We start from the raw sequence: 19529 nt of genomic DNA on the forward strand, positions 1-19529 counted from the left end.
CGCGCCTTTTGCTTCAGGGTTTCTTTTTCTTCTTCTCGGCCCAGGGGGGATCGAGCAGGTCGATCGAGAGCCCGCGCACCGAGGTGCCCCGGATCTCGTCTTCCTGCTGCCAGCGGTCCCACTGGTTCGGGTTTTGTCGGTACTGGTACGATTCGTAAGCACTGGAGATCGAGCGGCGAGCCAGCCAGTCGCCGATGTCCGCGCCGAACACGCCGCTCCAGAACGGTAGCAGTCCGCGATAGAGAGACTCTGCCGCGGCGGCGTCCCGCAAGTCCACCGACTGCCCGCGCAGCGCCGCGGAACGTGCAAGGGCGGTCCAGTCCACACCCTCGCCGCGCCATGGGAAGAGGCTCTCGTTACTCAGTGGCGGCACCAGCGTGGCATCGAAGCGTGGCGCGTAATCCGAGGGTAGCAGGCTCGCCCCGTAGCGCGGCGCGAAGCGGGGATCGAGGAGGGGGGCGGACGCCTCCGGCTCGCTCCCGGCAGGCGGCGGTGCGACATCCGGACGCCCCCCGACAAGCGGGCTCGGATCGAGCTGCAGGCGAAAATCGCCGAGCAGGCCGATGCTGGAAAGCTCCGGCGCATCGCGCAGGCGGATGCCGACGCGCCGGTTCTCTTCCACGGGGCCGAAGTCCTGCACTTCGCCCTGCGCGTGGACGTCGAGCAGCGAACCGGGCGGCAGCAGCGGTTCGATCGCCCTGCGCACGGCGACGCCGCGATGGGCGGACAAGTTGGCGTTGTAGGCGTCGTCGCCCTCCAGTGAAGCGTAGCCGTAGACGTCCACCCACAACCTGCGGCTGCGCCCGCGCATCAGGCCCTCGATCGTGGCGACGTCGCCGGGGTCGAGGTCGGCGCTGTCGCGCTCGAACAGGACGTGGCCGGTCTCCGGCATCACGCCTTCGCCGCGCTCGAACGCATCGCGCGGGGGCGCCGAGCCGATGCCGCGCGGGCGGGGCGGATCGTCGTGGAGCGCGATCGGCGGCGCGGCTCCGGTACGGGCCTGCGCGACGTGGGCGAGTTCGTGAAGCAGTACCGGCGCGCCCGCTCCGGCACCCAGCACGACCTCGTCCCCCAGAGCGAAGGCATTGGCGCCCAGCACGTGCGTGCGCTCCCGTGCCTCGGCCCCGGTGTGGAGGCGTACTCCGGCCAGGTCGATGCCCAGCTGTGCCTCGGCCTGTCGCCGCACCGTGCCCGGCAGCAGGGAGCCGCCGCTGCGGGGGAGCAGTCCGGCCTCGTCCCGGGCTGCCCGGCGGGATGCGGGCAGCCCGCCGAGCAGCCCCGGTGCGGCCAGCCCGCGCACGGCGGTATCGTGCGCGCGGTTCTCCAGCGTGGGGCGTGCCGCTTCAGGAGAAGCGCGGGGGGAGGGCGCGTTCATGGACGGTCCTCCCGGGGCCTGCCGTTCGCGTCGAGGCTCCGGAATTCCCCGGCGGTGTCGAGTGCGGGAGCCCCTGCGCGGCGCGGGGCGGGTGTCTCTGGCACCGGGCAGACCTGATCCGGATTGAGCGTGACGATCAGATTGGTGACGCTCGCCTCGGACAAAGTTCCTTCGGCCGTACGCGGGGTCAGCCCGGCAAAGCCGATCTCGGCATCGGCGATACGGCCGATGTGCACCGCGCCGGTGCGAACGTCACGCGATCCGCGTCCGCGCGTCGGGAAGCGCAAGTCGAGCGCGCTGAGATCGAAATGATCGAGCCCTACCGCCAGTGCGCCGAGGCGCTCGGGATTGGTGATGCCCTGACGGCGGAGGCTCGGGTAGGCGTTGAAGATCGGATCGAGCGGTTGCAGCGCCCCCGTGACCGTGAGGCCCCCGAGCGCGTGCGGCGCGAGTGTCGCCGTCCCTATCGATCCCAGCGAGACGGTGAGATCCGAACCGTTGTCCAGCCCCAGCGCGAGCGCCAGCCGGTCGATCCTGAGCGGAGCGGCGTAGTCCGTGCCGCCGGAGTCCGAGGATGCCGACGGTGCGCGGGGAGAGCGTGCGCGCAGCAGGGTTTCCAGGTCGATCCGGCCCGCCTCCGCCTCGCGCAGGTGATTGCCTTCGAGGTTCCATTCGAAGAAGTCGCGATAGATCGGGATCGGCTCCGGCGTGGGTCCCATGCCTTCGGGATCGCCCGGCGGGTAGAAGTGGAAGCCGGCCCCGATGAAAAGCGTCGATCCTTCGAGGTGGAAGTCCACCAGGGCATCGGCGAGGTTGGGGATCTGGCCCTCGAGGTCGGCGTAATTGATCGAACCGTTGGTGATCGGAACGTTCACCCCGAAGGTGTAGTCCAGCGAAGGGATGCCCAGCGCCCCGTCGATCCCGTAGGCGCCGGCGAGCGTGAAGCTGCCGTTGACGTGGCTGAACAGCTCGTGGTTCGCGGCGAGCCATGCCGCGCCCGCATCTCCCGCCAGATAGCGCGAGGCTGTTGCCCCGCTGCCGCTTCCCCCGCCTGACGGGATCGGATCGATGCGGAACCACGCGTCGGTGATCGTCGCCGAGGGAATCTCGATGACGCGGCGGCCCTGGTTGTTGCCGCCGAGATCCACCGCGACTTGCGGGGACTCGATGCGGCGGATGTCGAGGTGGATGCCCGCACCCTCGTCGTCGTAGCGCAGGCCGCGTGCGTTGAGGCCGGCGAGGGTGACGTGGCCGCCTTCCGCCGCGTTGTAGGACAGTCGATCGCCGCCGATGCCGGTGCCTTCGCCGAACATGTCGTGCCGGGTGCCGCCCGCTCCCCGGCGTACGCGGATGCGCTGGTCGGGATCGCCCATCACGTAGCCGACGATCTGGGTGGCGGACCAGTTGAGGAGGTCGATGCTCATCGGCCCGTCGCCCGCGAGGTTCGCCTGAAGCACGTCGGCATCGAAGGCCATGCGGGCATTGAGCGAGCCGACCAGCTGCGCCTGCAGCCGCTCGGTGTGAAGTGCTTCGGCGCGCACGATCCCGGTGATCGCGGTGCCTCCGGTGGAGGGCACGATCTCCAGCGGCTCGTTGGTGGCGGGATCGGCAGGGCGGCCGACAAGGACAGGGCCGACCGTGAAGGGCTCGCTCTCCGGCAGGTCCAGCCAGAGGTCGAGGCTCGCAAGGTGAATACGCATCCCCGAGGCGGCCACCTGGCCAAGGCGCAGTTCGTCGATGACGATGCGTTCGTAGGGCGTGCCTGCAGCCGCCGCTGCCGCGGGCGTGGGATGCAGGTGCACCGAGAGCCGCGCGGTGATGTCGCTGACCGTGATCTCGCTGGTGTCGGGGGCGAGGATCTGCATCGACGGTCCCGAAAGCTCCAGCTGGGAGAGGTTCAGGCTGTCCAGATGCAGCGGCGCGCTGCCGTTCGCGCCGATCGAGACGACATTGCCGGAATAGCGGATCAGCCCGGTGTCGAAGTTGCGGAACCCATAGCCGAGATCGACACCCGGCCCGGTGCCGTCTCCGTAGTGGACCGTGCCCGCGCCCGAGATTCCCGTAGCACGTCCCTCGATCGCACCGCCGGGATCGAAGGCGAAGTCGATCCTTCCCGCGTTCAGCATGCCGCTCGCGCGCAGTTGTTCGCCGTAGCGCACGAGGAAGTCGGTCTCCACCGAGCCGATCGAGCCGCGCGCCCTTGCTGCACCGGCGGTCGGCACGATGGTGGTCGCCGCGCCGCCGAGGCCGATCAGCAGGTTGTGGACGTTGATGTCGGACAGCGTCGCCGCCTCTCCCGGCACGAAGCGCCCGCCCGGCGCAGCCTCGGGCAGTTCCAGGTGCAGCGAACCGGCATCGACGACGATCCGCGCGGCGCTGATGCGGTCGACATGGAGGCTGTCGATCGCGAATTCGCTGCGCTCGTCCGCCAGCGAGGAATAGCGGCCGGAGAAGCGCACGCCGGTGGCCACCGTCGGGCCGTCGGCGCGGATCGTGGTGCCGTCGGCGGTGTGCCAGCGGATGCGGCTGAAGGTCAGGCTGTCGAGCCGCAGCGCATTGATCCGCGTGTCGCCGCCCGCCAGGACGACCTGCCCGGACACGTCGCCGCGCGTGATATGCATGCCCCCGCCGCTGCGTCCGTCCGCGCCGCGATAGGTGACTTCGGTGTCGGAGGCGACGAGGGCATCGAGGGCGACGGTCATCGTGCCGTCGCTGGCCATGTCGACGCTGACCGCGCGGGGCGCGCGCTCAGCCCCTTCCGGCCGATCGAGCTGGCCGTCGGCCTCCAGCATCCGGCCCATCGCGAAACGGAAGCGCATCTGGTCGAACCCGGCGACCTCGATGGCGCCGGACATCCGCGTCTTCTCGCCGCCGAGGTCGATGTCGAACCCTCGCAGCGCCAGCCCGAGCAGGGCGCCGGAGGTGATCTCGACCCGGTACGAACTGCTGCCGGCAACCAGTTTCTCGTAGCCGAGGCCGCTGCCTTCGATCCGGCCGATGCGGAAGGTCTCGATGTGGATGTTGCGGAAATCGATGCCGCCGTTCTCTCCGGTGCGGCGGCGCAGCAGGATGTCGGCGGTGATGTCGCGCGCGGTGCTCAGGCCATCCGCCCAGATGTGATGGGTGCCGTTGTTGTAGTCGAGGGCCTGCAAGTCGAGCTGGCGCACCACGAGCCCCTCGACATGCAGCCCATCGGTAGCCACCCGCAACCCGGCGCTGACACCCGAGAGGGTGAGGGCCTGTCCCTCGCGCTCGGTGATGACAGCGCCGTGGATGCCGCGCACCGCCACGGAACTGGCCCCGATCCGCGCGGAAAACGCCTCGCCGCCGCCTGCCGAGATGGTCGGTCCGGTCACGGTGACTTCGCGCACGCGGATGTCGAGCAGTTCGCCCAGCTGGCGCGACACTTCCAGCAGTTCGCGTTGGTCCTGCGGCGAGCGGGCCAGCCCTTCCGGCACGCCGATGCCGAGCGAACGGCTCCGCAGTTCCTCGTAGCGACCGACCAGCGGGCGCAGGCGCAGCAGGTGCTCGCGCTCGGCGGGCAGAGGAGGCGGATCGGCGCGCAACTGCGCCTCGATCGCGGCGAGCGTGGGGATCGTCGCGGGCAGGGCGAGGTCGCGCAGGGTGAAGTCGTCGGCGGTCACACTCGGTCCGCTCGCCGCTGTGCCGAGGCGTGCGGGCGAAGGGGGACCGGCACTGACGAAGCGGCGGATCGCCTCCTCGCTGGTCATCTGGCGGAAGGCCAGCGCGGCGGTGTCGCCGCCGCCGCGTATGCCGGTCAGTTCCGCATGGCCAAGGCGGACCGGGCCGTCCACGCCGTCGACGCTGACCCGCGCAATGGCGATGGAGAGGCCGCCGACACCGCCCACGCCCGTCTCGGCCTGCAAGGTGTCGAGCCGTGCCTGCTCGGCGGGGCTCAGGCGATGCCCTGCCTGCAGCCGCGCCATGAGCCCCAGCATTTCCGCCTCCAGCGGCTCCAGTGCGGCGAGCCGGGGCCGCAGCTCCTCGCGATCGGCGACCAGCCCAGCGACCTGTTCAGGAGCGGCGGCGCGCGCCTGTTCGATCCGCGCGTCGAGGACGAAGATCTGCGCGCGCAGCGCCGCCGCGCGGTTGCCGCCTGCCGCCGCCGTGAAGCCCTCGACCGAGAGGCTGGCAACGCGCAGGTCGCCCATGTGCAGGCCCTGCGCGTCGATGCGCCCGACCGAGATGGTCGCGGTGCCCAGCGAGGTGTTCGCCGCCGCCCGCTCGGTCAGCGCGTCGCGGTTGAGCGCGAGGTCCCACAGCAGGCCGAGCACATGGCCCAGGACCGGGGAATCGGGCAGCGGTGCGGTCTGGAAACTGGCGCTGGCATCGACTCCGGCGATGCCGAGGTGGCGCAGGCCGGTCGGTTCGGCGTCCCCCGCGCGGGTGTGGACGATCTCGTCGAGCGAGACGTCGTCCACATGGAAGCGCCCGGCACGCGGCGCCCGCAAGTCCTCTGGCGCGAAGGTGATCGCGAAATCGAGGTCGGTGAGCGAGACCGCCCCCGCGCGCAGCGTCGATCCGGTCGAGACGGAGGCGAACCGGGTGAGCGCGATCCGGCTGGCCCGCACGCGCATGAAACCGGCGGGCTCGTTGATCTCGATATCGACGACGTTGGGCTGGGCGAGCGCCGCCTCGCGGTTGTCCGAGCCGATGGAAATCCGCTCGCCCGGCGACCGCGCCAGCACCGCGCCGGTGTAGAGCGGAGCCCCGGCGTTGCCCTCCAGCTGTTCGAGGTCGACGGTCACCCTGAGCCCGGTGGTCTCGGCATACGTCGCGGGTTCCCCGGTGAAGGGGTCGGTGCCGTGGACAGGGCGGGTGTACTCCTCCAGTTCGTAGGCGCCGGTGCCGAACAGCATCGCCAGCAGGTGGCGGCTGCTCCGTGCGGCGCTGACCGTGTGTGGGCGCGGGAACGTGCGCCCCACGCGCGGGTCGTAGAGCGCGAAACGTTCGACCAGCGCCCCAAGCGCCTCGCGGGTCCAGGCCCGTTGGCGGTGCGACTGCTCGAAGATCCAGTCAAAGTCGCCCGCCGTGATGCCCATCTGGACCAGCAGCGCCAGATCGGCAGGGTTCGTCCCGTCCCATGCCGCCGGGTCGGCCAGCTGGCGGCGCAGCGGGGTTTCCCCGCGCTCGTCAGGGCGGGTGAAGGCGAACGACAGCCCTGCCTCGTGGAGCATCGACTGCGACAGTGCCCCGGCGATCCGGGCGGCATAGGCGCCGCGATCCTCAAGCTCGAAGGCGCGGCGCTGGTCCTCGGGCAGGGCGCGCAGGATGTGGAAGGCGAACAGCGCCTCCTCGAACGTCACCTCATCGATGGTAATGATCCACAGGAAGGTGCTGACGTGGAGCAGCCGCCGCAGGTCCTCGCGATTGAACGCCGGATCGCGGGCGCCGAGGACAGTGGCGAGATCGTTCCAGTAGCGTCGGTCCTGTTTTACCCCGTCGGAGAGGGCGGAGAACAGGCGGCGCATCAGGCCCAGGACGTCAAGCCTTCGCACGACGGCCTGCAGGACGGACAAGCCGGGCGCCGGGCGCGTGGAGGCGGGCGCGGTTCCTTCCGGCGGCGCGTGGGCAGGAGCCGGCACGGCGAGCGCGGCCAGTCGCACGAACAGGCGATAGGCCGCCTCGGCGCTGTCGTCGAAGGCGCGGGCGGCGGCGATCAGTTCGGCCTGTCCTTCCAGCAGCGCGCCCGCCTCTGCGGTGAGGTCGGACAGGGAGCCGTCTTCGCCGCGAACCACGATAAGCCCGGCCATGGCGGCTTCGGCGCGCAGGTCGTCCGGCAGTTCCTCGATCAGCCGCAGGTAGAGGCGGCCCTCGTCGAGCGACTGGAAGCGCGCCTGCTCGGCGGGCGGCATCGCGCGCAGCATGTCCCAGGCGAGCGAGGCTTCCCAGTCCCGCACTGCCCAGTCGAAGAAGCTGCGGCTCAGCAGGGTGCGCATCCGGGCCATGGTCCTGTCCGGCCGCCGGGTGCGGACGAGCATCGCGAAGCCGCGCGCTTCGGGCGTCTCCCCCCGGCGGTCGACGGGTTCGAGCGCGCCGATCCAGCGATCGACGATGCCTGCGCCGTCGAGCCGGGCGATGACGCTCTGCAGGCTGCTTTCCGGTAAGGGGGGAACGGCGGCGTCGGGTGCGGGTGTCGGCGCGCCCGAGAAGCGCGGGTCCGGCACCGCGAGTGCGGGGTTTTCAGCCAGCAGCCGAAGCGCCTCACGGGCGTCCTCGCGGCTGGCGTCGGTGAGCATGATGGAGAGGGTGCGGCGCAAGTCCTCTTCGCGCCGGGTGAGGTCGGGCGCGGCCGCACGCCGTCCCGCTTCGGTGCGCGCGGCCCGGCGGCCGGCCTCCTCGCGGCCGTATTCGGGCATGGCGGTTGTGCGCAAGGCGCGCAGGTCCGCGCCGTTGTCGCCGCCTTCGAGGCGCGTGAGCTGGCCGATCGGCACGCGGCGCAGCGTGGTGACGGCGGCGTGATGTTCGGCCGGACTGAGCGAGCCGGGGTCGAGCCGCATCGCCCGGAAGATGCGATGGCCGTTGTCGGCGCGGTCCAGCATGTCCGTGGTGAACGATTCCGCTGCGGCCAGAACCTCGCGCCGATGGCTGCGCGCATGATCATCGCCAAGGCCGTTCGCGAGCGCGGCGAGCGGCCCGGTGCCCAGCTGCGCCGTCAGCACCCGCGCCGTCTCGAAAGGCAGCGGCGCGAGCAGGTCCAGCACGCGGGTCACGGCATCGGCGGACGGGGTTTCCTGCGCGAGCAGGCGAACCATGTCCTCGCGCTCGTCCCGGTAATTGGCCTCGACAACGTCTTCCAGACTGCGTGCGGGTGGCGGCTCGGCCCCGTCGAAATGCAGCGCGCCGCCGGTCGCCGCACGCGGGCGCGGCGCCATGCCTCCGCCGAGCAGGGTTGCGGCCAGGCGCTCGGCCTCGCGCTCGGCGGCAAGCGGCGACGGCGGTGTCGCGGAATGCAGGCGGCCTTGCGCGACATGGACAAGTTCGTGCGCCAGCGTCAGGCGGCTCGCCTCGGATGCCGGATAGTAGCCGCGCAGCCACACCACATTGCCCCGCGCCGCGCCGCGCGCCCCGGCATCGGCCAGCAGGCGGTCGCCCTCGCGATCGAGCCGGAGATCGACCTCGCTCGCCGCAAGGCCGAGAGCCGGGGCGAGGCAGGCGAGCGCGCCTTGCGCGGCCTCGCGCGGCGCGCTCACGCTCTCGGTCGAGGAAGGGGCGGCGCGTTCGCTCATGGCGCGCGGCCTTGGCCCGCGATCCCCGCATGGACGCGGGCGGCGGCGGCGCGGCCGATCTCCTCGGGGCGGGGCCGGGCGGGAAGACGCGGCGGCGCTGCGGCGCGCGACAGGCCGCGCTGGCCGACGAGACGCTCCAGCTCGGAGGAGAAGGCCGCCCCGGCGCGCCCTGCCTCATCGGCGTTGAGGCCGTGGAAAACCAACTGGCCGACCTCGATCGCCACGCGGCTCACAGCCAGCCTCCCAGTTCGGCCGAAGTGACCGGCCGCTCCAGCTTGCGGCATTCGAGCACGGCGGCTTCGTGCAGGTGGCGCATCTCCACGGCGTCCCCTTGCGCTGCCGCGAGGAACGCGGCGTTGACGGCGATGCTGCGGATGTTGCCGGGCGCGACGTTGAGGCGCGCGAGGCGCTCGAAGTCCAGCCCTTCGGTCGGCGTGGCTTGCGGGAAGGCGCGTTCCCAGACGGTCCGGCGCAGCGCTTCGTCCGGGAAGGGGAAGGCCACCACGAAGCGCAGGCGGCGGAAGAACGCCGCGTCTAGCGCTTCGCGCTGGTTGGTGGTGAGGATGGCGAGGCCGGTGTAGCTCTCCATGCGCTGCAGGAGGTAGCTGACTTCGATGTTGGCGTAGCGGTCGTGCGCGTTGCCGACTTCGCTGCGTTTGCCGAACAGCGCGTCGGCCTCGTCGAACAGCAGCACCGCGCCGCTGCCCTCGGCGGCGGCGAACACGCGTGAGAGGTTCTTCTCGGTCTCGCCGATGTACTTGCTGACGACGCCCGCCAGATCGACGCGAACCACGTCGGTGCCGAGGTCGGCGGCGATGACTTCGGCGGCCATCGTCTTGCCGGTGCCGCTGGAGCCCGCGAACAGCGCCGCGATGCCGAGGCCGCGCCCACCGCGCGATGCAAAGCCCCAGTCCTCGTGGACGTGGCGGCGGTACCGCACTTGCGCGGCGATGGCGTGCAGCGCGGTCTTGAGTTCTGCGGGAACGATGAGGTCGTCCCACGTGGCGACGGGGTGGATGACTTCGGCGATGGCGGCGATACGCGCCTGTGCATGGGCGCGGGCCTCGCGGTGGAGCAGGTCGCGCGCGGCTTCGCGGTCCAGCCCTTCGGCCAGCGGGCCGAGGCGCGCGATGGCGGTCGGGCCGATGGCGAACTGGCTGGCCAGGGCTTCGCTCGCGCCGTTGAGCCTGGCGGCCTGAGCCTGCCCCAGCGCCCGCGTCCAGAGGGCATGGCGCTCGGGCGCTTCAGGCACTTGCAGTGTCGCGGAGATAAAGGGGCGGCGGCATGGCAGCGCCCCCGCGCCGCCGCTGACGATGATGCAATCGTCCAGTCGATCGACGAGATCGGCGGCGAGCGCCGCCTGTTCGGGGGCGATGTCTTCGGGCAGCTCGATCAGCAGCGCGAGGCCGCCCAGCAGCGCCTCTCGCCGCCACAGGGCTGCGAAACCGTGGCGCTCGGCGGGAGTGGGCGGCAGGTTCGCCGCGCCGAGAACATGGAGGCGGCGCCCCAGCCGGGTCGCCGCAGTCTGGGCGATGAGCCGGGCGTCGGCGGGCTCGCCGTGATGCAGGTGGATCGCGGGTGCCTCTCCGTCCGCGCGCATCGACCACCAGCGCTCGACCAGCCGCTCCGCCTGGGCGCGGCCGGAGGGGCCGATTTCCGCGCCCGCCGCCACCGGGCGGACGAGCGGGGCGAGGCGTTCGTCAAGCGCGTCCTCTCCCAGCAGCGCGAGGAGGATGCGTTCGTCGATCAGGAGTTCGGAAAGGGTCGGTCGGTCGGGATCGGCGAGGCGCAGGCATCGCAACGCGCGCAGCGGGGCGTCGGGACGCAGCGCCGACCATGCCGCCTCCGGCAGTACCGCCATGGCGAGGGCGGCGGTGATGCGGCCTTGCGGGTCGCCGGTCACGGCGGCACAGAGCGCTACGGAGCGTGCACTCAAGTGCGGCAGAGCGGCCAGCAGCAGGCAATCACGGGCGAATGCGATGAGGCCAAGGCGCTCGGCGAGACGCCTTGCCGGCCCACCGGATTGGGCGGCCTCCAGCGCTGCGTGCAATGTCGCTTCGGAGGCTGCGATTTGCTCGCCCGTTCGCGCGGCGGCAAGCGCGAGGTGCGCTTCGATCACGGCGATCTCGCCGGCGAGAGACGGCGCGCTCATATCGTCACCAGCGGGGTGGCGAAGCGGCCGTCGCCGCCGGGGGTGAGCAGGCTTTCGGCGCCGTCGATGCGCAGGCGCACGAGGTAGTCGCCGCGCGCGATGGCGCGATAGGGGATTGCGATCTGCGCAGCCTCGTCCACGCTTTCGGCTAGGCCATTGGCGGCGGGAGCGGCGATGGCATAGCCGCGTGGAGGCCGCGAGGCGGGAGCGCCGCGCTCGTTGAGCAGCACTTCGACCCGCTGGTCACGGCCGATGGCGCGGGCGGCGGTGACCGTCAGGGTGCCGTCGGCGTAAACGATGCCGTCGATGGTCCGCGTCGCGGAATTGGCGGCGGAGACGGTGTTCACCACCGGGCGCAGGATCAGCGCGGCGGCGTTGGAGAACACGCCTTCGTGCGCGGTGGCCGGATCGCCCATTTGGCGCGGGTGGATGACGGTGACGCTCTGCACTCCGGCGCGCGGGCGAGGGGCGGCGGCAAGGTCCACGTTCAGGATGTGGGCGCGGGAATCGGAGGCGGGCGCGTGGTCGGTGGCGCCGATGCGGACCACGGTGCCGCTGGCGGCGAGCAGGCGCAGGCCGGAGATTGCCAGCGTGTCCTCGGTGGTCACCGCGGCGCTTGGATCACCCGGCAGGCCGATCCGCGTGATCTCGGGCAGCGCCAGCGTCTCGCCGAAGACGGCGCGGGCGGTGGCGGGCAAGGCGGTGCGGCCTTTCGCGCGCGGATCGATGAGCACGACGCTCGCTTCGTAGGCGACGGTGGTGCGGTAATGCGCCTGGAATGCCGACCAGATCCGCGACATGTCCTCCAGCGCGACGGCGGTGGGGGTCAGCTTGACCAGTTCGATCTGGTCGGCGAGGCCGCAGTTCTCCAGCGCCGTGGCGAGCGGGCTCGCCGCCGTGGGCACCAGTGCGCGGCGCACCGCCTCGCGCGTCAGCACCGCGTTCTCGCCGAGGATGCGCAAGGTGTGGCCGAGCAGGACTTCGGCGACGAACATCTCCGCCGCGAAGGTCGTGACGAGGTAGTACAGCGTGAACGCCAGCGGCGGTGCGGAGACGAGGTCGCCGCCGCTGTCGCGCCCAGGCAGCCCGAGATTGCGCCAGGCCGCGTTGGGCGTGACCTGATGGAGATAGAGGTTCACCCGCGTCGGCTCGGGCTGGCCGGGCTTGGCGACGAGGTCGGGCGGCCCGGCACTGACGCCGATGGTGCCGACCGCGTCGCCTGCCTTGTCGAGCGCAAGGCCCTCCACCACGAGCTGGCGCAGCACGGCGGTGACTCCGGCGATGGCGAAAGGCGTGCTCATCGTGCGCGCTCCCCGCCCGAAAGGAACTCTGCGAGCGAGGGGCCGGGCGACGGCGCAGGCGAGGCGGGCTGGCGCCGTGCGGGCGCCGGAACGGGGGGCGAGGGCACCGCATGGACGTCTATGCGCTCGATCCGGATGATGACCGGCGGCTCGCCTCGGGGCGTCGAAACGGAGCGTTGGCGAGGTTGCGGAGCGGCGGGTGTGGGCCGGGGTATCGCATGCGCGACCGGCCGAGGAGCGGGTTCGACGGGACGCGGCGAGGGTGCCTGAACGTCCGGGCCGGGCGTTGTGCCGGCGCGTGCGTGGACTTCGACGTGGCGCACGATCTCCTGCAGCACCGTGCGTTCGGAGATCTGGAGGTTCGGGGAGGGCGAGTTGGGCACGAGGCGGGGAGCCGGGCGGTCAGGCGCCTGGGTCGGGGGGTGCGTGAGCGCAGGCGTATGGCCGGGATCGGCAGGGGGCTGCGGTATCGCAGGACGTTCGCTACTCGGTATCGCCGTCTGGATTGGCGGCACGGCCTGAGAACGGAAGCGCGGTTCCGGATTCTCAGCGGACGTAAGCACTTGCGTAACCTGCACCACCGAACCCTGCCGGATTGTCGGCGCGGCGGCGGGGGCCGTGGTGCCCGGGCGCGGCGCCGTGCTTTCCCTTGGGGCGGAGGGCGCGTCCATGACCGTGCGCGGTATAGGCTGCACGCTCCCGGCGATCGGCTGCGCCGGTTCCTCGAAGGCCGTATCTTCGCCGCCGCCCTCGTAAAGCGTGCGCGGGCGCGGGGAGAGCAGCGCCACGCGGCCCGAGGCTCGGGCGGCGAGGGTGGCGAGATAGCGGCTCACGCTGCCAGCTCCAGATACGCCGCGCGGCGCTGCGGGGTCATCGCCAGGATGTCCGCCTCTCGCCAGCCATAGGCACGGGCGAGCGCGGCGACTTCCGCCAGCAGCCGCCGCGCCTCGGCGGCGACCGAACGGGCGAGGTGATGCGCGGGATCGTGCAGCGCCGGAATGCTCGCGCCGCAGTGCGGGCAGGCGACGAGCAGCGTGATCGCCGCCAGCGGATCGGCAGCTTCCAGCGCATCCTCGATCGCGGCGACAACTTCGGGCGGGAGGTTCGCGGGATCGGCGGGCGCACCATCGCGGGTGCAGAGCGTCACCACGCGGGCGAGGAGGGCGCGCTCGGCCGCTTCGGGCTCCTCTGTCGCCAGCACCGCCATGTCGCGGCTGTCGGCGGGGCGGGCCTCGATCCGCCACGCGCCGGTCGTCACCAAGATCGGCGCGCTCCGTTGCGGGGCCATCGCCAGCAGGCTGTCGGCATCGAGCGTGACTTCCGCCGTCTCGCCACATGCGTGGCAGGGCACGGTCGCCTCGATGGCCGGGCCGAACAGTCGCCGCTGGTGCGCGATCAGCTTCCCGTCACGCGCGCCGATGGGAAGGCGTGCAAGGGCATCATCCCCGGCACCGGGCTCGGCGGCCCGAAGCAGGGCAAGCGGGTTCGTGCCCGCCTCCCAAAGTGCGAGCAGTCCCTCGACCGGGTTCGTGGACATGGCCTTACTGCGGTTCGACGAAGCTCGGTTCGGAAGGCTCGGTTACCGCGTAGTCGCGCTCCCAGCCTTCGTTCTCGATCTTGATGTGCTGGATGGCCACCGCGTTGGCGTTGGCGTCGAGGTCGGGCATCGACTGGAACTCGCTGATCCAGCAGCGGAACAGGCGATAGACGATCGCCGGTTGCCCTGCCTCGTTGTAGAGTTCGATGGTGATGTCCTTGCGGAAGTCGGCGAGCGAGACTTCGGCGCCGAGGGCGGAACCGAAGTTCCAGACCTTGTTGGCCCACCGCTCGAACTCGACGTCGTGGGTGACGCCCCGTTCGAGGGTGACGGCCTCGAACTCGCTGCGACCGGGGGACTTGCGGCTGGAGGAGGGGTCGCCCCCCTCGCGATGCTTGACCACTTCGGTCGTGCGCTTGAGCGCGCTGACCTTGCTGACGCCCGCGACATAGCGGCCGTCCCACTTCACCCGGAACTTGAAGTTCTTGTACGGGTCGAAGCGCTGGGCGTTGACGTTGAACTGGGCCATCGGGCAACTCCTCCCTTGCCGATTACGAAGCGGCCTGACCGGCCAGCTGCTGGATGCGGATCATGACGAATTCCGCGGGCTTGAGCGGCGCGAACCCGACCAGGATGTTGACGATGCCCCGGTCGATGTCGGCCTGCGTGGTCGTCTCCTTGTCGCACTTGACGAGGTAGGCGTCGCGCGGGGTCTGGCCCTGGAACGCGCCCTGCCGGAACAGGCCGTGCATGTAGGTGGTGAGGTTCAGCCGGATCTGCGCCCAGAGCGGTTCGTCGTTGGGTTCGAAGACGACCCACTGGGTGCCCCGGAACAGGCTTTCCTCGATCATCAGGGCAAGGCGCCGGACGGGTACGTACTTCCACTGGCTTGCCTCCACGTCGGAGCCGACGCGGGTGCGCGTCCCCCACGAGAGCGTGCCGTAGACCGGCAGCGCGCGGATGCAGTTGAGGCCCAGCGGGTTGAGCAGCCCGTTCTCGGAATCGGACAGCTTGTAGACGAGCCCGCGCACCCCGCGCAGCTGCGCATCGGTTCCGGCGGGGGCCTTCCACACGCCGCGCTCGGCGTCGGTGCGGGCATAGAGCCCGGCGATCGCGCCGGACGGGCCGAAGGTGCGCAGCTGGAAGTCGTTCAGCGGATCGGCCATGCGGACGCGCGGGAAATACGTGGCCGCGTTGGCGCCCTTGACGGTGAGGCCCGAGGAAATCCACTCGAACGCGCGGTCCACGGTGTTCACGGTCGGCGGCGGGTCGATCAGCAGGAAGGCGCGGCGTTTGGTGCAATAGTCGAGCGCGGCCTGATAGATGGCGTTCGGGTCCAGCCCGGTATCGAGCGCATTGGGATCGCCGGGGCTGGCGCGGGTGGCGTCGGGCAGGACGAGGATGTTGAAGATGTCCGCCTTTTCCAGCGCATGGATGCCGGTGAAGGCGGACGGACTGCCGATCACGTCGGCGCTCTGCGGCAGCTGGGTGCCGTCGGCGCCGGGGACGGGGTTGCGCTGGGCGGCTTCGGCTGTGCCGGTGCCGAGGCGGTAGCGACCGACATTGAAGTTCGCCGCAGGCAGCTTGAGCATCGCCAGGGCACCTGCCGGGGCGCTGTCCGCCAGCGAAAGCGTGGTGTCCACGGCCGCGGGGAGCAAGGCCGGGTCGAACATCGGGGCGATGCGCAAGGCCTTGCCCGATCCGGTGACGCCGACGGCGACGGCCGCGCCGGGCAGTGCGGCGGCCAGCGCCTCGTTGAAGCGCCGCTCCAGCAGCCGGGCGAGGGCGACGACCGAGGTGGGCAGTGTCTCGGCCTGCTTGATCAGCGTGACTTCGAGTGCGGTGATGGGGCCGCTGGGCCGGTTGGCGGTGACCCGGACCTTGTACGCCTTGTCGTTGGCGAGGCCGGTGATCCCGGTGGAGGTGACGGTGAAGTCGGTGCCGACGATCCCGCTCTCGGCCGGGCGCGCGCCGGGGCTCGCGGCGGGGACTTTCGCCGTGGCGAGGCGCGAGCCGTTGGCCGGGTCGTTGAGCACCGCCTCCACGAAGCGGGGCGAGGCGGTCGATACGCTGAGGTCTGCCCAGCGCTCGACGGCGCCGCTGCCGAGATCGGTCAGGGTGAGGTTGAAGTTGCTGGCCGATGCCCCGTCGTAATCGACGTCGGCGACGATCCCGTTGCCCCAGTCGCCCTTGCTGGTCGCGGTGAGGGTGAAGCTGACCTTGGCGGCGTTGGCGACGCCTTCCTTGAGGTTGACCTGCGCGGCGACCCCGTCGCTCTTGGGTACGCGCACGACGATCGCCTGGCCGCCGCCGTTCTGGAAGAACTGCTGGACCGAATAGCTCAGCTCGCTGTTGGCGGCGAGGCCGCCGAATTCGCGCTCGTAGTCGGCGTAGCTGAAGATCGTCGTCGCCCGGTTGTCGAGCCCGCGCGCGGTATAGCCGACGAAGGCGGCGATCGCGGTGGGTACGCCGGCCAGCGGACGCACGCCGCTGCCCAATTCCTCGACGTAGACGCCGGGATAGGTCGGTACGATAGGCATGAGGCCCCTCCTCCCCCTTGTCCGCACATGCGGATGGTGGATCGATGTTGATGGGAAATCGACCTTGAATGATAATCGCTACGTATAGCTACTTGGCGACCAGATCTGCTTGCGGCGAATCAATAGCACCGGGGGAAGTTCGGGGCACATGACGATATATGTTAGAGTATGTTTGTCGGTGTGCGGCGAAATGACTTATTATGTAGATCAACTGATATTGGTTAACATCATGTAGTATTGCTTCTACTTGATTGGATTGTCTTTCTCTGAATTTCGACTGTCGTTGCGGGTTTTGCATGCGGTAAAGCGTGGCGCTTTGCCGCGTCACTCCGCGCAGGATTGAGTCGCTGCGCTTGCCATGACGATGCGGCGGCAGGTCACCCGCTCCCTGCCTGTCGGCACCACCGTTCAGAACAACTCATAGGTCGCGGCAACCAACTCGATTGTCCCGTGCGGCTTCGGTCCGCAGGTCATCCCGGCAATCTGAGGAGTCGATCCGTGCATCTCGCCCTGTTCCTTTCGCTGTCGGGCTCACATCTTGCCGGCTGGCGCCATCCGCTGGCCGAGCATGGCGATCCCTTCGACGTCGCCAACTACGCGCGGATCGCGCAGGCGGCGGAACAGGCGAAGCTCGACATGGTGTTCGTGGCCGACAAGCTGTCGATCGACGACATCTACGGCAGTTCGTTCGAGGCCGCCGTCAGGCTGCGGCCCGCGATCCACGTCGAGCCGCTGACCCTGCTTTCGGCACTGGCCATGACGACCGACCGGATCGGGCTGGGGGCGACGATCTCGACCAGCTATTCCGAGCCTTATCACGCCGCGCGCATGTTCGCGTCGATCGACCACTTCAGCAAGGGGCGCGCGGCCTGGAACGCGGTCACCTCCGTCAATGACGGCGAGGCGCGCAACTTCAGCCGGGCGGAGCATCTGGGGCACGCCGAGCGCTACGAACGCGCCGCCGAGTTCATCGACGTCGTGCGCCTGCTGTGGGACACATGGCAGGAAGACGCGATCACCGCCGACAAGGCGAGCGCGCGCTATGCCGATCCGTCGCGGATCCACTACGCCGATCATCGCGGCACGTGGTTCCAGGTCAAAGGGCCGCTCGGCGCGGTGCGGCCGCCGCAGGGGCATCCGGTGCTGATCCAGGCCGGTGTCTCCGGGGCGTTCCAGTCTCTGGCCGCGCGCAATGCCGAAGTGATCTTCCCGGTACAGTCGACGCTGGCCAAGGCGCAGGCGTTCTACGCCGACTTCAAGGCCCAGGTCGTGGCCGCCGGCCGGTCTCCCGATGCGGTCAAGGTGCTGCCGGGGGTGGTTCCGATCATCGCGGATACCGACGAGGACGCGTTCGAACTCGAAGCCCAACTCGACGCGCTGATCCATCCCGAGGCAGGGCTCAGCTTCATGTCGGGGAGCATGAACTACGACTTGTCCGTCCACCCGGCCGATGCGCCCGTGCCCGATATCCGCGATCGCATACGCGGCAGCAAGGGCCGCTTCGAAGTCGTGCTCAAGAGCGCGATGGAGCAGGGCATGACGCTGGGCGATCTCGGTCGAAGCTATGCCAAGGGCCTCGCCTTCGCGAAGTTCGTCGGCTCGCCCGCGACGGTGGCGGACAGGATGGAGCAATGGGTCCGCGAGAAGGGCGCCGACGGCTTCGTCGTCATGCCGCCCTACATGCCGGGAGGGGCGGAGCGGTTCCTTTCAGGCGTCGTGCCGGAACTGCAGCGGCGCGGGCTGTTTCGCAGCGAGTACGCGGGTACGACCCTCCGGGACCACCTCGGACTGGAGCATCCCGGCAACCGCTTCGATCTGGGCGAGGACATGCTGGCCGCGCAGTGACGTAGCCGCGCACCCGGGGTTTCAGCGCCGCGGTGCCGGTCCGGGGCTCTCTCGAGTGGCTGTCCGGCAGCGAATCGCCATGTCGAAAGAGCCGGTCACCCGGAGGCGGCGCCATGCTGCTTTCGGGTGTCGCACGTGGTTCGTAACGACGAGATGAGGCGGATCGCATGTTCTCCAGAGACCGGAGCATTACACGAGTGCCGATCTTCCAAGTCATTATTCGATTGCCCTAATTGCTTCGGGAATACAGGATTTGCCTGTTTCTCGGAGAAATCTCTTTGATGGCCGATAAGGGCAAGGCTATATTGCGGACCCGGAGTAATTGACCATGCGGAAGGTCCGGCCGACGCTTTTTCGTACAGTAGCGCAGATTTCGTGCTGCATTGCAGAAAGGGCGTAGACGACGCCGCCATCCCGTATTACCATGTTTGAAATAAGTATTACTGACATGGGTGGTCAAATATTACGAGGGCAGGCGCATGGACGGGGTTCGCGTAGGTAAGAGATTGATCGGAACACAGGCACCAGTCACTGTCGGCTGGGAGAATATCGGCAGGGTCGAAGGCGGTCCGGTGAAGCAGTTCGTCTTCACCTGGTTCCAGCCAACGGTGCTCTTCGCGCTGATCGCGTTCTGGTACTACGCCCCCAATTCCATCGCCAAGGCATCGACAGCGATCGGCATCGGCATCGGTTTCCGTCTGTTTCTCCTCGGCCTCGAATGGGCCTTCCCGCGCTACGAAAGCTGGAACCTCACGTGGAAGGAACTGGCGACCGACCTGTTCTACGTCGGCCTCGGCTATACGATCCTGCGCATCGTCGACGGCTACATCGGCGACGGCGTGATGATCGAGGCGATCCAGGGCGCGTTCCACTGGGACAAGTTCGCCTGGTTTACCGGGCTGCCGCTGCTGCTGCAGGCTTTCCTGATCTCGTTCATCTTCGATTTCGGGCAGTACTGGATGCATCGCGGGATGCACAACTGGTATCCGCTGTGGCTGCCGCACTCGGTGCACCACTACATCACCCAGTTGAACATCAACAAGGGCGCGGTCGGCAACCCGGTGGAGCTGTTCCTGATCGGGCTGGGTGTCGGCGGGTTCTTCGACTTCCTGCCGCGCGCGTTCCTGCTGGCCGGGGCGATCGGCATGGCGGTCGGCAGCTACCAGCACATCAACGTGCGCTTCAATTCGCCCCGCTGGTGGCGCTTCCTGTTCCACACGACCGAGCATCACAGCCTCCACCACTCGCAGGACTTCGAGGCGAGCCGCAGCAACTTCACCAACACCTACATCTTCATCGACCGCATCTTCGGCACGTGCGTCGATGGCGAGGCGGAGCTGCTGGGCATGGAAGGCGGCCGCCGCATGGGCATCCGTGAGCAGATGACCTTCCCCTTCACCGAAGGCTGGAAGGCCCTGAAGGAGCGCTTCGGCGGCACCCGCGCCACTGCGGTTCCGGCCGAGTGACCGCCCGCATCGGGCGCGGCTCTCCTCCCATGCAAATGCAGTCCACGGACTTGGGCGGCCCTT

The 19529-nt window shown here is 69.7% G+C and carries 11 protein-coding genes; 2 read left to right on the forward strand and 9 right to left on the reverse strand.

The genetic code is table 11. The annotated features are described in order from the left end of the window. Positions 1–13: 13 nt before the first annotated feature. From PKE80_RS22565 to PKE80_RS22605, 9 genes are read right to left on the reverse strand one after another with little or no spacing between them, the layout of a single operon-like run. Positions 14–1375, reverse strand: a complete 1362-nt coding sequence (locus tag PKE80_RS22565; RefSeq protein ID WP_051587118.1) for an eCIS core domain-containing protein — start codon at positions 1373–1375, stop codon at positions 14–16. Further along, positions 1372–8625 (reverse strand): eCIS core domain-containing protein, encoded by a 7254-nt coding sequence (locus PKE80_RS22570; protein ID WP_271184456.1) that lies wholly within the window; start codon positions 8623–8625, stop codon positions 1372–1374. Before PKE80_RS22570 ends, PKE80_RS22565 begins: the two co-directional genes overlap by 4 nt. Beyond that, positions 8622–8858 (reverse strand): hypothetical protein, encoded by a 237-nt coding sequence (locus PKE80_RS22575; protein ID WP_271184457.1) that lies wholly within the window; start codon positions 8856–8858, stop codon positions 8622–8624. The genes PKE80_RS22570 and PKE80_RS22575 overlap by 4 nt, the downstream gene beginning before the upstream one ends. Then, on the reverse strand, positions 8855–10777 hold the full coding sequence (locus tag PKE80_RS22580) for an AAA family ATPase (RefSeq protein WP_271184458.1): 1923 nt from the start codon (positions 10775–10777) through the stop codon (positions 8855–8857). The genes PKE80_RS22575 and PKE80_RS22580 overlap by 4 nt, the downstream gene beginning before the upstream one ends. Continuing rightward, positions 10774–12078, reverse strand: a complete 1305-nt coding sequence (locus PKE80_RS22585; protein WP_271184459.1) for a Pvc16 family protein — start codon at positions 12076–12078, stop codon at positions 10774–10776. Before PKE80_RS22585 ends, PKE80_RS22580 begins: the two co-directional genes overlap by 4 nt. Further along, a complete protein-coding gene (locus tag PKE80_RS22590) occupies positions 12075–12911 on the reverse strand; it encodes a hypothetical protein (RefSeq protein WP_271184460.1) in 837 nt (278 codons plus the stop codon). The genes PKE80_RS22585 and PKE80_RS22590 overlap by 4 nt, the downstream gene beginning before the upstream one ends. Next, positions 12908–13615 carry a hypothetical protein gene (locus PKE80_RS22595; RefSeq protein WP_271184461.1) on the reverse strand — a complete coding sequence of 236 codons (708 nt, stop codon included), beginning with the start codon at positions 13613–13615 and terminating at the stop codon, positions 12908–12910. The genes PKE80_RS22590 and PKE80_RS22595 overlap by 4 nt, the downstream gene beginning before the upstream one ends. Positions 13616–13619: 4 nt before the next feature. Next, on the reverse strand, positions 13620–14144 hold the full coding sequence (locus PKE80_RS22600; protein WP_008831688.1) for a phage tail protein: 525 nt from the start codon (positions 14142–14144) through the stop codon (positions 13620–13622). A 22-nt stretch (positions 14145–14166) separates the two neighbouring features. Then, entirely contained in the window at positions 14167–16155 is a 1989-nt protein-coding gene (locus PKE80_RS22605; RefSeq protein ID WP_271184462.1) for a phage tail sheath family protein, read from the reverse strand. 498 nt (positions 16156–16653) lie between these two features. Here PKE80_RS22605 and PKE80_RS22610 point away from each other — a divergent pair, with 498 nt between their 5' ends. Both PKE80_RS22610 and PKE80_RS22615 read left to right on the forward strand, forming a co-directional pair. Further along, on the forward strand, positions 16654–18000 hold the full coding sequence (locus PKE80_RS22610) for an LLM class flavin-dependent oxidoreductase (RefSeq protein ID WP_008831686.1): 1347 nt from the start codon (positions 16654–16656) through the stop codon (positions 17998–18000). A gap of 479 nt (positions 18001–18479) precedes the next feature. Further along, a complete protein-coding gene (locus PKE80_RS22615) occupies positions 18480–19466 on the forward strand; it encodes a sterol desaturase family protein (RefSeq protein ID WP_271184463.1) in 987 nt (328 codons plus the stop codon). Positions 19467–19529: the final 63 nt, after the last annotated feature.

The organism is Novosphingobium resinovorum (assembly GCF_027922145.1).
GTDB lineage: Bacteria > Pseudomonadota > Alphaproteobacteria > Sphingomonadales > Sphingomonadaceae > Novosphingobium > Novosphingobium resinovorum.

What these genes read in the sequence shown, in the direction of transcription:
- PKE80_RS22565 (WP_051587118.1), bottom strand. Translation starts at nt 1,375, where the DNA reads ATGAACGCGCCCTCCCCCCGCGCTTCTCCTGAAGCGGCACGCCCCACG.
- PKE80_RS22570 (WP_271184456.1), bottom strand. Translation starts at nt 8,625, where the DNA reads ATGAGCGAACGCGCCGCCCCTTCCTCGACCGAGAGCGTGAGCGCGCCG.
- PKE80_RS22580 (WP_271184458.1), bottom strand. Translation starts at nt 10,777, where the DNA reads ATGAGCGCGCCGTCTCTCGCCGGCGAGATCGCCGTGATCGAAGCGCAC.
- PKE80_RS22585 (WP_271184459.1), bottom strand. Translation starts at nt 12,078, where the DNA reads ATGAGCACGCCTTTCGCCATCGCCGGAGTCACCGCCGTGCTGCGCCAG.
- PKE80_RS22595 (WP_271184461.1), bottom strand. Translation starts at nt 13,615, where the DNA reads ATGTCCACGAACCCGGTCGAGGGACTGCTCGCACTTTGGGAGGCGGGC.
- PKE80_RS22600 (WP_008831688.1), bottom strand. Translation starts at nt 14,144, where the DNA reads ATGGCCCAGTTCAACGTCAACGCCCAGCGCTTCGACCCGTACAAGAAC.
- PKE80_RS22605 (WP_271184462.1), bottom strand. Translation starts at nt 16,155, where the DNA reads ATGCCTATCGTACCGACCTATCCCGGCGTCTACGTCGAGGAATTGGGC.
- PKE80_RS22615 (WP_271184463.1), top strand. Translation starts at nt 18,480, where the DNA reads ATGGACGGGGTTCGCGTAGGTAAGAGATTGATCGGAACACAGGCACCA.